This is a genomic window from Flavobacterium sp. GSP27, assembly GCF_003970395.1.
Lineage (GTDB): Bacteria > Bacteroidota > Bacteroidia > Flavobacteriales > Flavobacteriaceae > Flavobacterium.
The window spans coordinates 39710-54254 of record NZ_RYDP01000012.1 but is presented as its reverse complement, the minus strand read 5'-3'; the positions used below and the strand labels follow the sequence as shown (position 1 = coordinate 54254).

The 14545-nt window shown below is 35.5% G+C and carries 15 protein-coding genes; all 15 read left to right on the top strand.

The annotated features are described in order from the left end of the window. Positions 1-299: 299 nt before the first annotated feature. The 15 genes from EKM05_RS11210 to EKM05_RS11135 all read left to right on the top strand — a co-directional run bounded on the left by EKM05_RS11210 (position 300) and on the right by EKM05_RS11135 (position 14440). On the top strand, positions 300-725 hold the full coding sequence (locus tag EKM05_RS11210; protein WP_126555289.1) for a WxcM-like domain-containing protein: 426 nt from the start codon (positions 300-302) through the stop codon (positions 723-725). Next, positions 718-1860 (top strand): DegT/DnrJ/EryC1/StrS aminotransferase family protein, encoded by a 1143-nt coding sequence (locus tag EKM05_RS11205; RefSeq protein ID WP_126555286.1) that lies wholly within the window; start codon positions 718-720, stop codon positions 1858-1860. The genes EKM05_RS11210 and EKM05_RS11205 overlap by 8 nt, the downstream gene beginning before the upstream one ends. Positions 1861-1959: 99 nt before the next feature. Continuing rightward, positions 1960-2793 carry a Bro-N domain-containing protein gene (locus tag EKM05_RS11200; protein ID WP_126555285.1) on the top strand — a complete coding sequence of 278 codons (834 nt, stop codon included), beginning with the start codon at positions 1960-1962 and terminating at the stop codon, positions 2791-2793. Positions 2794-2867: 74 nt separating this feature from the next. Further along, complete coding sequence (locus EKM05_RS11195) at positions 2868-3305, top strand: DegT/DnrJ/EryC1/StrS family aminotransferase (RefSeq protein ID WP_126555282.1); 438 nt, start codon at positions 2868-2870, stop codon at positions 3303-3305. 219 nt (positions 3306-3524) lie between these two features. After that, positions 3525-3776 (top strand): type II toxin-antitoxin system Phd/YefM family antitoxin, encoded by a 252-nt coding sequence (locus EKM05_RS11190; RefSeq protein ID WP_126461271.1) that lies wholly within the window; start codon positions 3525-3527, stop codon positions 3774-3776. 112 nt (positions 3777-3888) lie between these two features. Beyond that, on the top strand, positions 3889-4167 hold the full coding sequence (locus EKM05_RS11185; protein WP_126461268.1) for a Txe/YoeB family addiction module toxin: 279 nt from the start codon (positions 3889-3891) through the stop codon (positions 4165-4167). A 551-nt stretch (positions 4168-4718) separates the two neighbouring features. After that, entirely contained in the window at positions 4719-5879 is a 1161-nt protein-coding gene (locus tag EKM05_RS11175; protein WP_126555279.1) for an ATP-binding protein, read from the top strand. Positions 5880-5930: 51 nt separating this feature from the next. Then, a complete protein-coding gene (locus tag EKM05_RS11170) occupies positions 5931-6461 on the top strand; it encodes an ATP-binding protein (protein ID WP_126555276.1) in 531 nt (176 codons plus the stop codon). 164 nt (positions 6462-6625) lie between these two features. Further along, the gene (gene rfbC / locus EKM05_RS11165; RefSeq protein ID WP_126555274.1) at positions 6626-7174 is read left to right on the top strand and encodes a dTDP-4-dehydrorhamnose 3,5-epimerase; all 549 of its coding nucleotides are present in this window, start codon (positions 6626-6628) and stop codon (positions 7172-7174) included. 207 nt (positions 7175-7381) lie between these two features. Next, positions 7382-7777 carry a nucleotidyltransferase substrate binding protein gene (locus tag EKM05_RS11160; protein WP_126555272.1) on the top strand — a complete coding sequence of 132 codons (396 nt, stop codon included), beginning with the start codon at positions 7382-7384 and terminating at the stop codon, positions 7775-7777. 1 nt (position 7778) lies between these two features. Continuing rightward, the gene (locus EKM05_RS11155; RefSeq protein ID WP_126555269.1) at positions 7779-8099 is read left to right on the top strand and encodes a nucleotidyltransferase domain-containing protein; all 321 of its coding nucleotides are present in this window, start codon (positions 7779-7781) and stop codon (positions 8097-8099) included. A 248-nt stretch (positions 8100-8347) separates the two neighbouring features. Further along, positions 8348-9202: a dTDP-4-dehydrorhamnose reductase gene (rfbD, locus tag EKM05_RS11150; RefSeq protein ID WP_126555266.1), complete on the top strand. Its 855-nt coding sequence runs from the start codon at positions 8348-8350 to the stop codon at positions 9200-9202. A gap of 295 nt (positions 9203-9497) precedes the next feature. Beyond that, a complete protein-coding gene (rfbB, locus tag EKM05_RS11145; RefSeq protein ID WP_126555263.1) occupies positions 9498-10544 on the top strand; it encodes a dTDP-glucose 4,6-dehydratase in 1047 nt (348 codons plus the stop codon). Between the two features lie 148 nt (positions 10545-10692). Beyond that, positions 10693-11562, top strand: a complete 870-nt coding sequence (rfbA, locus tag EKM05_RS11140) for a glucose-1-phosphate thymidylyltransferase RfbA (RefSeq protein WP_126461242.1) — start codon at positions 10693-10695, stop codon at positions 11560-11562. 946 nt (positions 11563-12508) lie between these two features. Then, on the top strand, positions 12509-14440 hold the full coding sequence (locus EKM05_RS11135; RefSeq protein WP_126461241.1) for a nucleoside-diphosphate sugar epimerase/dehydratase: 1932 nt from the start codon (positions 12509-12511) through the stop codon (positions 14438-14440). Positions 14441-14545 lie beyond the last annotated feature (105 nt).

Genomic DNA, 14545 nt, shown 5'->3' with positions numbered 1-14545 from the left:
ACATGTTCTTTTCTTTTTTGCTTGATCAAAAAAGAAACAAAAAAATCAAGCCTGCAAATCAAAAGCGTAAAAACGGTTGTATTTATTAACCTGACTGCCACTGGCAGTCCTCCTTTTAATTTCAAATGTTGTTTTTTTATGCTTTTTATTTAAGGACGGTGAAAAGGAGTGGTAACAAGAGTGTTCAGGGTTCAGTTTGAAGGTATCGGGACCTGAGTTAGCGATTTTTTAAGTATTTGGTGATTGACTGCGCTCGAACTGATACCCGGACTATTTTATAATGACAAAATATTATATACGTGAAACCCACAATAATTACAGGAGGAAATTTTTCGGATCACCGCGGTACGGTATCGTACGTCAATGATTTTAGTTTTAATGGCATTGAACGATTTTATATTATCAGTAATTCTGATGCGCATCCTGTGCGTGCTTGGCAAGGACATAAATTAGACTCCAAAAATTTTTATTGTTTGAGTGGTTCTTTCAGGATTCATTATGTAAAAATTGATGACTGGGAGCAACCTTCTAAAGATTTAACAATTGAGACCGTTACTTTATTAGCGTCAGAAAGTAAAATGCTGCATATTCCGGCTGGTTATGCCAATGCTATTGAATCCCTAGAATCCCATTCGAAACTATTATCGTTTTCGACTTTACCATTGCACAATGTTAGTGATGATGATGTTCGTTACGAAGCCAATTATTGGAAACTCAATGAGTAAAAATCGAATTTTTTTATCATTGTCTCAGCGAAGTGGTTTTGAAGAACGGTATATCCAAGAAGCTTTAGAAACACATTGGATTACTACTGGAGGACCTCATGTTGATGCTTTTGAGCAGGCCCTTGAAAATTACTTAAGAAATGAAACTCATGTCGGAGCTTTAAGTTCGGGTACGGCAGCGATACATTTAGGTCTGATTTTATTAGGAGTTCAAGCAGGTGATGAAGTGCTTTGTCAGAGTATGACTTTTTCGGCTTCGGCTAATCCTATATTGTATCAAGGGGCAATTCCTGTTTTTATTGACAGTGAAACGGACACCTGGAATCTATGCCCGATTGCTTTAGAAGAAGCTATTGTAGACCGAATTGCTACAGGAAAAACGCCTAAAGCGATTATTGCAGTGCATTTGTATGGTGTGCCGTATCAAATTGATGAAATTAGAACAATAGCGGATAAATATGGTATTCCAATTCTAGAAGACAGTGCGGAAGCATTAGGGAGCAGTTATAGGGGACAAAAATGCGGTACTTTCGGAGATATTGGAGTTCTATCTTTTAATGGAAATAAAATCATTACCACTTCCGGAGGTGGTGCTATTGTTACTCGAACGAAGGAGTTGAAAGACAGAGCTGTGTTTTTTGCGACCCAATCGCGAGATGATGCTCCGCATTATCAACACAGTGAAATAGGGTATAATTATAGAATGAGTAATATTTGTGCTGGTATCGGCCGCGGTCAAATGGAAGTTTTAGACGACCATGTGGCTTTGAGAAGAAAAATGCATGCTTTTTATGTTGATTTATTCAAGGATATTGCAACAGTAACCGTTTTTGAAGCTCCAAAAGATGATTGTTTTGCTAATTACTGGCTGAGTTCCATTGTGGTGGAACCTGATGCAGCGAAAGGAATTAATAGAGAAGCTTTGCGTTTGGCTTTCGAACAAGCTAATATTGAATGTCGTCCTTTATGGAAACCAATGCATTTACAGCCTATTTTTGAGAAGTACCCATACTATGGAAGTACAGTTGCTGAAACTTTATTTGAAAAGGGGTTGTGTCTGCCTTCCGGTTCTAATTTGACGAATGTAGACAGGGAGCGGATTGCCGGGGTAGTGAGAAGGTTTTTCGGTTTGTAGTTATCTGTTAGCTATTGTCAGTTCGAAACTGAAAGTTGATAAGTATGCAAATAACGGATATACGATCTTTGTAAAAGTAAACTTTTAAAAATATAGAGTATGACACAACGCCAAGCTTTACAGTTATTTGAAGAAAAAAAAGTGCGCACCCTTTGGGATTCTGAACAAGAGAAATGGTATTTTTCTATAGTGGATGTTATTCTTGTACTAACCGATAGTACAATCCCTAGAAGGTATTGGACGGATTTAAAAAAGAAGTTGTCCAAGGAAGGGAGCCAGTTGTACGAGGATATCGTACAACTGAAAATGCAATCTGCCGATGGAAAGTTTTATAAAACTGATGTGGCAGATACAGAGCAGCTTTTCAGACTGATACAATCGATACCTTCACCAACAGCGGAACCTTTTAAACTTTGGTTGGCACAAATAGCATTAGAACGTTTGGATGAAATGCAAGATCCTGAACTGACGATCGATCGCGCCTTAGAACAGTATTTGCAATTGGGTTATTCGGAAAGTTGGATCAATCAACGACTGAAAAGTATTGAAATCCGAAAAGAACTGACCGATGAATGGAAAAACAAAGGGCTGAAAGAAGGAATTCAGTTTGCAACATTAACCGATATTATTACCAAAGCTTGGTCGGATAAAACTACTAAAGAGTATAAAATTTTGAAGGGATTGAAAAAGGAAAATCTGCGGGACAATATGACTAATACAGAATTGATTTTGAATATGCTAGCGGAGGCTTCTACCAAAGATATTTCGCAAGCCGTAAATCCTAAAAGTTTTGAAGAGAGTCAAAAAGTGGCTCAACAGGGGGGCAATGTAGCCAAAGTAGCTCTCCAAGAATTGGAAGCTAGAACAGGTAAAAAAGTTGTAACAGGATTGAATGCAAAACAGGTTTTGCAAGAGAAAAATAAAAAACAGTAATCGATTTGCAAAAAAGAACGATCGAGAGATGATGCGCCGCATTACCAGTACAGTGGATAGGATGTAACTGCAGGATGAGTACTATTTGTGCTGGTATCGGCCGCGGTCAAATGGAAGTTTTAGACGACCATGTGGCTTTGCGAAGAAAAATGCATGCTTTTTATGTCGATTTATTCAAGGATATTGCAGCAGTAACCGTTTTTGAAGCACCAAATGATGATTATTTTGCTAATTACTGGCTGAGTTCCATTGTGGTGGAACCTGATGCAGTGAAAGGAATTAATAGAGAAGCTTTACGGTTGGCTTTCGAGCAAGCCAATATTGAATGTCGTCCTCTGTGGAAACCAATGCATTTGCAACCTATTTTTGAGAAGTACCCATACTATAGTAGTACAGTTGCTGAAACTTTATTTGAAAAGGGGTTGTGTCTGCCTTCCGGTTCTAATTTGACGAATGAGGAGAGGGAGCGGATTTCGGCAGTTGTCCATGCTTTTTTTAAACAACGTAACTAATTTCTAAATAAAAATTTCACGCAGATTGGCGCAGATTAAAAAAGCGCAGATTAGCGCCGATTTTTTAAAGATTTTAAAGAATCTGCGAAAATCGGCGTGGAGCTAGATCAGCGAAAATCGGCGTGTAAAAATATCCAGATATCCCCGTAAATAAAACATTGTTAAGTGGTACAATATTAAGTACATTTTTTTGTACATTTGTAAAAAAAATAATAAATTATGAAAGCGATAACAATTTCAGCATTAAGAAAAGGGATGAAAGAATACTTTGATTATGTTTCTCAATCGATGGAAGTAATTGTAGTTCCTAGAAATAAAGAGAATGAAGCGGTTGTCATTATGTCAATTCAAGAATATAATTCACTTTTGGAAACAGAGCATCTGTTATCCACCAAGAGTAATAGGAATAGACTTCAAGAATCTATTGGTCAACTAAAGGAAGGAGAAACAATTCCCTATTCATTAGATTAATAGAATTTACAAAATCATGAAATCGCAATGATTCTAAATCACAAACTGGAATGAAGAATGGCGATTCCTCCCGACAGCTATCGAGAACGACAAAAACAAATATTATCTTCATATGAATATCGAATTTACAAGTCATGGTTGGGAAGATTTTACCTATTGGATAGAAAATGATGCTGATGTACTTGATAAAATTAAAGAGTTAATAAAATCAATTAAGCAAAATTGTTTTAAAGGGATTGGAAAACCAGAACCTTTAAAGTTTGGGTTAAAAGGATTTTGGTCAAGAAGAATTACAGGTGAACATAGATTAGTTTATTCCATAAAAGGAACAAAAGGGATTGATCAAAAATGTATTATTATTCAATGTAGATTTCATTATGATGACAAATAATACGTTCTATTTGCAACTGCCAATAAAATAATTTCAAAAATAATTATAGGAGGAAATCATTCTGATACTAGAGGTACCCTTCGATTTAATAATTCTTTTGATTCAAAGGCTATAAAAAGAATTTATCTCATAGAAAATAGCGAAACCACATTTGTTCGTGGGTGGTAAGGACACCGCACAGAGCAACGGTGGTTTTCTGTTGTACAAGGTAGTTTTAAAATTGAATTGATTGCCATTGATAATTGGGAGAATCCTTCCAAAAGGTTAAAATCACTCTCTTTTATTATAAATAAATGCTGAAACACTTGATATTCTCTATATTCCTCAAGGGTACGTAAGTAGTATTCAAGCACTCAAGGAAGGAGCAAAATTATTGGTCATGGGAGATTATTTGTTAGGAGAAATTCAAGATGAATATCGATTTGATATTGATTGTTTTAAATAGAAAAGTTTCACGCCGATGCGTTAAAAAAATTTCACGCAGATTGGCGCAGATTAAAAAAATCTATACAATTATGGAATTTGATTCCGTAATTGTATAGATTTGTAGAATGATACGTAGAGAAGCAGAAAAAGAAATTATAGCTTTGGCAAAGCAGTTTAAAGCAGTTGCCGTGGTTGGACCGAGACAGTCTGGTAAGACTACCTTGGTACGGTGGATTTTTAAAGACAAGGAGTATGTGAGTTTTGAAAATCCCGACATTCGTTTGTTTGCTATTGAAGACCCAAGAGGCTTTTTGTCAAACTATCCCAATGGAGCAATATTTGATGAGGCGCAAAGAGTTCCAGATATTTTTTCCTATTTGCAACAAATCCTTGATGAATCAGTTGTAAAAGGTTTATTTATTATAACGGGTTCAAATAATTTTTTGTTGCAGGAAAGCATATCTCAGAGCTTAGCAGGAAGAGTGGGTTATCTTAATCTGTTACCACTGACTTTGCACGAAATAGGTGATAAGGAGCGTACTATTAGCCAGACTATTTTTAAAGGTTGCTATCCTTCGTTATATAATGACACTGTTGATACTACGCAGTGGTATTCAAATTATATTAGAACATATATTGAGCGAGACGTTAGGCTGATTAAGAATATAACCAATTTGGTGGTTTTTGAAAAATTCTTGCGATTATGTGCTGGTAGAATTGGTCAGTTGTTGAATATGAATAGTTTGGCGGTAGAAATAGGTGTTGATACAAAGACGATTAGTTCTTGGATTAGTGTTTTGGAAGCTAGTTTTGTAGTGTTCCGTTTACAACCGTATCACTCTAATTTTAACAAAAGAGTTGTAAAAATGCCTAAATTATATTTCTATGATACGGGATTAGCGTCTGCCTTATTGGGAATTCAAAATAGTGAGCAAATTGACGTTCATCCATTTAGAGGTGCGCTTTTTGAAAATTTGATTATTGTTGATTTTCTTAAAAGTAGATTTAATAAAGCCAAGACCAATAACCTTTATTTTTGGAGAGATAATTTAGGGAAAGAAATAGACTTGATTATTGATAATGGGATGGATATAATTCCTATTGAGATAAAATCAGGGCAAACAATAACCATTGATTATTTTAAAGGAGTTGTTTATTGGAATAAACTAGCTCAGAAAGAAGGGGGATATGTGATTTATGGGGGTGACTTGGTTCAAAAAAGGAGCAATTCTATTACGGCAATTCCATTTAGTGCAATAAATTCGATTGAAAATAAACTACTGTAATCTTTTATTGGTTTTAGTAGGATTCGTAATGATATAAAAGAATATCCCACAATGAAAATTGAGTTACCTTTATTGCGAGGTGTTGATTTGGGCTTTGTTCCAAAAATCAAACAATTGTTGGCTATAATCTCTGAATCGGTTCCTTTTATACCTAATGTGAGTAATTTAAGTGATAAAATTGGTATAAATAGAACTACTTTAATGACTTATCTACATTATTTGGAAGAAGTAGGTTTGACCATTAACTTGCAAAAAGAAGCTAAAGGAAGTGTGAAATTGCAAAAACCAGCTAAGATTTATTTAGAAAACACAAATTTAATGTTTACACTTTCTCCTTCAAAAGCTACTATTGGTAAGGCTAGAGAGACCTTTTTTGCAAATCAATTGGGGTATAAAAATAAGTTGAGCCATCACGAAAAAACTGATTTTTTTGTAAATGATTTATATTCTTTTGAAATTGGAGGAAAGGATAAGTCGATGAAACAAATTGAAGGTATCGAAAATTCCTATATCGCCGCAGACGATATTGAGTATGGTTTTCAAAATAAAATTCCATTGTGGTTGTTTGGCTTTCTGTATTAAGTAATAACCCTGGTATAATGTCGTATTTTAAAATCAGGATAAAATCATGTAAAAATTTGATTTAAAGCTGTTTTACTTAAAGTTAATTCTTTTGACTTTACGACTTTTAAACTTTCGACTTACTTATAATTAAATGATAGAATAAATAAAATTACAATTACAAGATGACCATTGAAAAAACAAATATAAAAGATTTAGTACTTATTACCCCAACAGTTTTTGAAGATTCGAGGGGTTATTTTTTTGAGGCCTACAATCAGGCTCAATTTCATGAACATGGGATGTCCTATCAATTTATACAAGACAATCAGTCTTTCTCCAAACGCGGGGTGATTCGGGGATTGCATTTGCAGATTAATCCTTTTGCACAAGCTAAATTGGTGCGGGTGCTTGAAGGAGAAATCCTTGATGTGGCGGTCGATTTACGCAAAAAATCAGCAACTTATGGACAGCATTTTAGTGTGATTTTAAGTGCAGCCAATAAAAAACAATTGATGGTTCCCCACGGTTTTGCCCATGGTTTTTCGGTTTTGAGTGAAACTGCTTCGGTGCTATACAAAGTAGATCAATTGTATCATAAGGAGAGCGAAAGAGGGATTCGGTATGATGATCCTACTTTGGCCATTGATTGGCAAGTGAGTCCTGATGAAGTTATTGTTTCTCAAAAGGATTTGGTTTTGCCGAGTTTTGAGGATATTGATTGGGAGTTTTGAAATTGGTGTTAGGTTTTGGGCGCTAGGTTTTAGGTTTAAAGTTGTGGTTATATCAAAATTTGGTTTTACATGTAAAGTTTGCAAAAGAGACGTTAAGGGCATTACGATTGTTGGTTTAACCAGTGGCAGTGCTCCGGAAAAGTTTTTGTTACAGAGTTAAAATATTTTTGGCGATTAAAGTAAAAAAAATTTAAATGGAACTAAAATATGGAAGAAGATATTCGATGGAAACAACGTTTTGGAAATTATCTGAAAGCACTGGGACAGTTGCAGAAATTCATAGCGAAAGGTAATTTGAATGAATTGGAAGAACAAGGGCTTATTCAAGCTTTTGAATTTACACATGAGTTGGCTTGGAATGTAATGAAAGATTATTTTGAATACCAGGGAAATACGACTATCACAGGGTCTAGAGATGCTACAAGAGAAGCCTTTCAAAAAGGATTGATTCAGGATGGGGCACAATGGATGGAAATGATAAAAAGTAGAAACCAATCTACGCATACTTATAACGTAAGTACAGCAAACGATATTAGAGACAGAATATTAAATCAGTATTACGATTTGTTTGTCTCTTTTAAAGAAAAAATGAAAGAATTTTAGAATGATACAATTTGGCTTAAAACAGAAAGATATAGACAAAATAAATCAGGTTTTTGCAAGCTATGAAGGAATTGATAGCGTTGTTATTTATGGTTCTAGAGCTAAAGGGAATTTTAAAGCAGGTTCTGATATTGATTTGACGATCATCGAGAATTCATTAACTTTTCCAGAGTTTTTAGAAATAGAGAATGCATTAGATGATTTATTACTCCCTTATAAAATAGATTTGTCTCTAAAACGAAAAATATCAAATGTTGATTTGCTTTCGCATATTAACAAAATTGGGAAATTGTTTTACAAAAGTGAGAATAGTCTAGGGTAACGATCGATTCCATTTAAGACTGCCTAAAGTCTTAAAAAATGTTTCATTGTTTAAAAATTTACCGTTAAAAGTTGTCAATTAGATTTTGAGTTAATTTTAATCATTACGTTTGAAAGCCAGATTAGCAAGGTAAATTTCTGAAGCTTTAGCTAAAAAATAAAGTTAGTTTGTAGATCAGTGGTTTATTAAATATAAAAGGGTAACCGGAATCTTTTATGCCAAATGTTTTTGGCGTTGAAAAAATAAAAATGAAAAAAATACTAGTTATTGGTGCCAAAGGGCAATTGGGTTCGGAATTAAAGGTATTGTCTAATAATTACTCCCAATTCGAATGGGTTTTTGCAGACAGAACGCAAGTGTCCTTGGATAATTTGTCGATTTTACAAAGTCAATTAGAAGAAATTACTCCAGATTTTATATTAAATTGTGGTGCCTATACAGCCGTTGATAAAGCAGAAACAGAACACGAATTAGCGGATATTGTTAATCATTTAGCGGTCGCCATTATTGCTCAATATACGAAAGATCATTCTGTAAAACTAATTCATATTTCTACTGATTACGTTTTTGACGGGACATCAGCTGTCGCATTGAGCGAGGAGGTCCTAACGCAACCTGTTAATGTGTATGGAGTAACCAAAAGAGCGGGAGAGTTAGCTTGTTTGAAAGCAAATCCCGATGCAATTATCATTAGAACTTCATGGGTGTATAGCAGATTTGGAAACAATTTTGTAAAAACCATGCAACGATTATTGCAAGAACGAGATACGATCAGTGTGGTTAACGATCAGATTGGTTCGCCTACTTATGCTGCCGATTTAGCTCAGGCTATGATGACTATTGTAACAGCACCAGACTGGATTGCCGGAATCTATAATTATTCGAATGAAGGAGAAATCAGCTGGTATGACTTTGTCCTGGCAATCCAGGAAATTGGTGGGTATACTTGTGAAGTGAAAGGAATTCCCTCAGCGGCTTATCCTACACCTGCCAAACGTCCAGCTTTTTCTTTATTGGATAAAAGCAAGATTAAACGAGTTTATGGTATTGTTGTTCCGGATTATAAAGAGAGTTTAGCTGTTTGTATGAAAGGTGGGTTATGAGTTAGGAGTTGTGTGAAATTTCCGTTTTGTCCCACCCCTAAAGGGAGCCGAAAATCCAAAACGTAATTTAAATAAAGCCTGTTAATTTTAAATCGGATTTTGTGTTTCTTTTTTGCTCCCTTTAGGGACAGGGAGAAACAAAAAAGAAACTAACTAAATTTTATTTTCCGCACTCTCTAGGACAGGGGAAACAAAAAAGAAACTGACTAAATTTTATTTTTCGCACGCTCTAGGCCAGGGAAAAAAATAAATTTCGGGAAGTTTTGTTAAAACGAATTAAAAATAAAATCTAAAAATGAAAAAAATACTAATCACCGGAGGTGCCGGTTTTATTGGGTCCCATGTCGTACGGCTTTTTGTAAAGAAGTATCCGCAATATCAAATTGTTAATTTGGATGCACTCACGTATGCTGGGAATCTCGAAAATATTGTTGATATTGAAAAAGCGCCTAACTATACTTTTATAAAAGGAGATATCGTTGATGCGCCATTCATTGATCAATTGTTTGCGGAGCATCAATTTGATGGTGTTTTGCATTTAGCTGCCGAATCTCATGTGGATCGTTCTATAACCGATCCGTTGTCTTTTGTGAAAACAAATGTTATCGGAACGATGAATTTATTGAATGCGGCTAAGGCTACTTGGCAAGGCAATTACGAAGGAAAACGTTTTTACCACATCAGTACCGATGAGGTTTATGGCAGTTTAGGTGCCGAAGGATTGTTTACGGAGACTACTGCGTATGATCCTAATTCTCCGTACTCGGCTTCAAAAGCCAGTTCGGATCATTTTGTCAGAGCGTATGGAGAAACGTATGGCTTGCCTTATGTGTTGACCAATTGTTCCAATAATTACGGGCCGTTTCATTTTCCTGAAAAATTGATTCCATTATTCATCAATAATATCATTCAAAACAAACCCTTACCCGTTTATGGTGACGGGAAATATACCCGAGATTGGTTATTTGTAGAAGATCATGCGGTAGCTATTGATTTGGTTTTTCATGAAGGAGTTAACCATGATACGTATAATATTGGTGGATTTAACGAATGGCAAAATATTGATTTGGTTAAATTGCTTTGCAAAATAATGGATGAGAAATTAGGAAGGGAGTCCGGAACTTCGGAACAATTAATTTCGTACGTAAAAGACCGTCCCGGACATGATTTGCGTTATGCTATTGATGCCAGTAAGATAAACAGAGAATTGGGATGGAAACCATCGGTTACTTTTGAACAAGGATTGGAAAGGACCGTAAATTGGTATTTGGAAAATCCAACCTGGCTGAATAATATTACTTCGGGGGAGTATGCAAATTATTACGAGAAGCAGTATAATTAGTGATCAGTTGTCCGTTTTTTTAACTGATGTAGATTTAACTATAGAAAAAACTTCCTTTGTAAGGTATTAGTTAAAAAAATAAATTATTTTAGATTAAAAATTATACCTGTGAAATTTAGTGCCTTTGTGGCAAAAAAATAAAAAATATATGAAAGGAATTATATTAGCCGGAGGTTCCGGGACCCGTTTACATCCGTTAACACTGGCCATGAGCAAACAAATGATGCCGGTTTATGACAAACCCATGATTTATTATCCATTGTCTACTTTGATGATGGCGGGAATCAATGAAATATTAATTATTTCAACTCCTCATGATTTGCCTAATTTCAAAAAATTATTAGGCGATGGGTCTTCAATTGGTTGTCAATTTAGTTATGCGGAGCAGGCCATTCCTAATGGATTAGCGCAAGCTTTTGTTATTGGAGAAGAATTTATAGGGAAAGACAGCGTAGCTTTGGTTTTAGGGGATAATATTTTCTTTGGATCCAATATGGATGAATTGTTGCAATCCAATACCAATCCTAAAGGTGGGGTCGTATTTGCGTATCATGTTTCAGACCCGGAACGATACGGTGTAGTCGAATTTGATGCTGATTTTAAAGCGCTTTCTATTGAAGAGAAACCGTTAGAACCCAAATCAAATTATGCGGTACCCGGTTTGTATTTTTATGATAATTCAGTAGTGGAAATTGCCAAGAATATCAAGCCAAGTGCTAGAGGGGAATATGAAATTACTGATGTAAATAAAGTGTACTTGGAAAAAGGGGCTTTGAAAGTAGGAATTTTAAGCAGAGGTACGGCCTGGCTAGATACCGGTACTTTTAATAGCTTAATGCAGGCGGGACAATTTGTTCAGGTTATTGAAGAGCGTCAAGGATTGAAAGTGGGCTGTATTGAAGAAATTGCGTGGAGACAGGGTTTCATTAGTGAGCAACAATTGAAAGATCTAGCCGAGCCTTTGAGAAAATCAGGTTACGGAGAATACCTTTTGGGATTGCTGAAGCATAAGTTGTAAGCATTTCGGGCGCAGTATTTAGACAAATGATGCAGTACGGGTAGTTATAGCTACAGTCCAAAAACAAAATTTCCGAATAATTTTGGCACAGCGAAAATAGATGAAATAAGGAAGTCGAAAGTTTAAACGTCATAAAGTCAAAAGGAGCATTATTGTAAAAAGTAATTTAATATCAATCTGTTGCGTCATTTTGTTTATTTTTAATACACGACAGTATATAATAGTTGTTACTGAGTTTCCTCTTCCCATTCAAAAAATAATCTGTGAAAATTGGTGTAATCTGTGTTAAAAAAGATTTTTTATGTGATTTACTTAAGCCGTTTGAACACAGTTCTTTGGTCTCCTTCCTCTAACATCTATCCAGACAAAACACCTCTATTTTTAATACACGACAGTATATAATAGTTGTTACTGAGTTTCCTCTTCCCATTCAAAAAATAATCTGTGAAAATTGGTGTAATCTGTGTTAAAAAAGATTTCTTATGTGATTTACTTAAGCCGTTCAAAAACAGCTTTTTGGTCTCCTTCCTCTAACATCTATCCAGACAAAACACCTCTATTTTCAATACACGACAGTATATAATAGTTGTTACTGAGTTTCCTCTTCCCATTCAAAAAATAATCTGTGAAAATTGGTGTAATCTGTGTTAAAAAAGATTTCTTATGTGATTTACTTAAGCCGTTTGAACACAGTTCTTTGGTCTCCTTCCTCTAACATCTATCCAGACAAAACACCTCTGTTTTTATTGATGACACACAAGGAATAGTCTTTTTGTTCGGCTTAAAAAAAATAGTGCGTGTAAGAAAATGTTTTATTTCATATATTTGACGTGAATATCGTTTAAAGCGCATAACCTAAAACCAATCAATTTTGAACCCGGAAACCAACAGAAATGCAACCCGATTTAATTCTAAATTTTTTTCAAGAATAAACCGAAGGCTGAACATGCATAATTTAGGTTATTTGCCCCGATGGATCATCGTATTAATTGATCTTATGGTGCTTACCACCTCCTTTGTGTTTACTTTTCTGATCTTTAAAGGAACAGGAATGGATTATATTATTACCGACCACAGCACAATTTTAATTGCTGGTTTTTTTGCGACTAATTTGTTTTTCTTTTGGCTTTTCAGAACCTATTCCGGGATCATTAGGCACTCTTCTAATATTGATGCGGTCAAGTTGTTATTTTCACAAATGTCCGTACTGATTGTTTTTTTTATTTTTAATTTTCTTTTCCAAATTTTTTTTAAACAAAAAGCATTCTTAAATACAGCCCTTTTTATCAATATTGTACTTTCTTTTTGTGGCCTGTTTTTATACCGAGTGGTCGTGAAGCAAACGTTTGAGTTATATTTTTCAGAAAAGAACGACAGTAAATTGATACGAACCATAATTTATGGAACCGATGCCAATGCGATTTCGGTAGCGAATGCGCTGAAATTTGAAACACCATCCCGCTTTAAAATAGTCGGGTTTGTAGATAAGAACAATCAAAACGCATCTAAGCGCATGCTGGATTTGCCTATTTTAATCCAAAAGAAAAAGTTGCCTACACTAATGCGTTCTATAGGTGCCGAAAGTGTCATTATAGCGGATAAAAGTTTGTCTAAAGAAGAACAGATTGTGATCGTAGACCAGTGTCTGGAGTATAATTATAAGGTATTTACCGTTCCGCTGATCTCCGATTGGGAAAATCAAAAGGAAATTTCCCAAAAAGTAAAAACCATACAAATTGAAGATTTGTTGGAGCGAAAACCAATAGTGCTGGACAATAAAGCCATATCGAAACAATTAAAGGATAAGGTAGTTTTGATTACTGGTGCAGCAGGTTCTATAGGAAGCGAAATCGTCCGACAAATATTGGTGTTTAATCCTAAGAAAATTATTATTCTGGATCAGGCGGAGACCCCATTGCATCATTTAAAACTGGAAACCGAAAACATCAGTACCACAGTAAAAATATGCACGGTAATTGGAGATGTCAGAAACAGACAGGCTATGGATGAAATCTTTAAAGCCTACCGTCCGCAGGTTGTTTATCATGCTGCAGCTTATAAACATGTGCCGCTGATGGAAGAAAATCCCTGTCAGGCTATATTCACCAATATTGAAGGAACTAAAATTCTGGCTGATTTGTCTTGTTTGTACAAAGTCAAAAAGTTTGTGATGGTCTCTACCGATAAAGCGGTAAACCCAAGTAATGTCATGGGAGCCAGCAAACGGATCGCCGAAAAATACGTGCAGTCCTTGCAACTCAGGGATCAGATTGAGAACGGGGAGGAAGCTACAAAGTTCATTACGACGCGTTTTGGTAATGTTTTGGGATCCAATGGATCTGTAGTGCCTTTGTTTACAAAACAAATTGCCGAAGGAGGGCCGCTGACCATCACCCACAAGGACATCATCCGTTATTTTATGACCATACCAGAGGCGTGTCAACTAGTGCTGGAAGCGGGTGCGATGGGGAACGGAGGGGAGATTTATATTTTTGACATGGGGAAACCGGTTAAAATTATTGATTTGGCTCGAAAGATGATTAAGTTAGCGGGATTTATTCCGGATAAAGACATTAAAATACAAATTGTAGGGTTGCGTCCCGGGGAAAAATTATACGAGGAATTGCTCAATGACACGTCTAAGTCGATACCCACACACCATGCTAAAATTATGATTGCGCAGGAAATTCAAGAAGAGTTTGAAGCATTACATGCAGATATTGATGAATTAATTTGTATTGCCAGCAGGTTCGGAAATAAGGCTATTGTGACGCAAATGAAAAAGATTGTGCCTGAATTTAAAAGTATGAATTCAGCGTATGAAATATTAGATAAACACGAGGAAGTTGCTGCGGTTCCTTATTTAACAGAACAATAATTATTGTGAACTTCTCAATACGCTTCGCACTCGGAGCGACGTGTTTCGAGAACCGTTTTTAATTCCAAATTTATTACTTCCCATACGATCGCCCAAAATCAAGAT

Excerpts from the sequence above, each read along its gene's own strand:
- rfbD (WP_126555266.1), top strand. The coding sequence starts at position 8,348 with ATGAAAAAAATACTAGTTATTGGTGCCAAAGGGCAATTGGGTTCGGAA.
- rfbC (WP_126555274.1), top strand. The coding sequence starts at position 6,626 with ATGACCATTGAAAAAACAAATATAAAAGATTTAGTACTTATTACCCCA.
- EKM05_RS11135 (WP_126461241.1), top strand. The coding sequence starts at position 12,509 with ATGCATAATTTAGGTTATTTGCCCCGATGGATCATCGTATTAATTGAT.
- EKM05_RS11160 (WP_126555272.1), top strand. The coding sequence starts at position 7,382 with ATGGAAGAAGATATTCGATGGAAACAACGTTTTGGAAATTATCTGAAA.
- EKM05_RS11200 (WP_126555285.1), top strand. The coding sequence starts at position 1,960 with ATGACACAACGCCAAGCTTTACAGTTATTTGAAGAAAAAAAAGTGCGC.
- EKM05_RS11185 (WP_126461268.1), top strand. The coding sequence starts at position 3,889 with ATGAATATCGAATTTACAAGTCATGGTTGGGAAGATTTTACCTATTGG.
- EKM05_RS11195 (WP_126555282.1), top strand. The coding sequence starts at position 2,868 with ATGAGTACTATTTGTGCTGGTATCGGCCGCGGTCAAATGGAAGTTTTA.
- EKM05_RS11190 (WP_126461271.1), top strand. The coding sequence starts at position 3,525 with ATGAAAGCGATAACAATTTCAGCATTAAGAAAAGGGATGAAAGAATAC.
- EKM05_RS11155 (WP_126555269.1), top strand. The coding sequence starts at position 7,779 with ATGATACAATTTGGCTTAAAACAGAAAGATATAGACAAAATAAATCAG.
- EKM05_RS11175 (WP_126555279.1), top strand. The coding sequence starts at position 4,719 with ATGATACGTAGAGAAGCAGAAAAAGAAATTATAGCTTTGGCAAAGCAG.
- EKM05_RS11205 (WP_126555286.1), top strand. The coding sequence starts at position 718 with ATGAGTAAAAATCGAATTTTTTTATCATTGTCTCAGCGAAGTGGTTTT.
- EKM05_RS11170 (WP_126555276.1), top strand. The coding sequence starts at position 5,931 with ATGAAAATTGAGTTACCTTTATTGCGAGGTGTTGATTTGGGCTTTGTT.
- rfbB (WP_126555263.1), top strand. The coding sequence starts at position 9,498 with ATGAAAAAAATACTAATCACCGGAGGTGCCGGTTTTATTGGGTCCCAT.
- rfbA (WP_126461242.1), top strand. The coding sequence starts at position 10,693 with ATGAAAGGAATTATATTAGCCGGAGGTTCCGGGACCCGTTTACATCCG.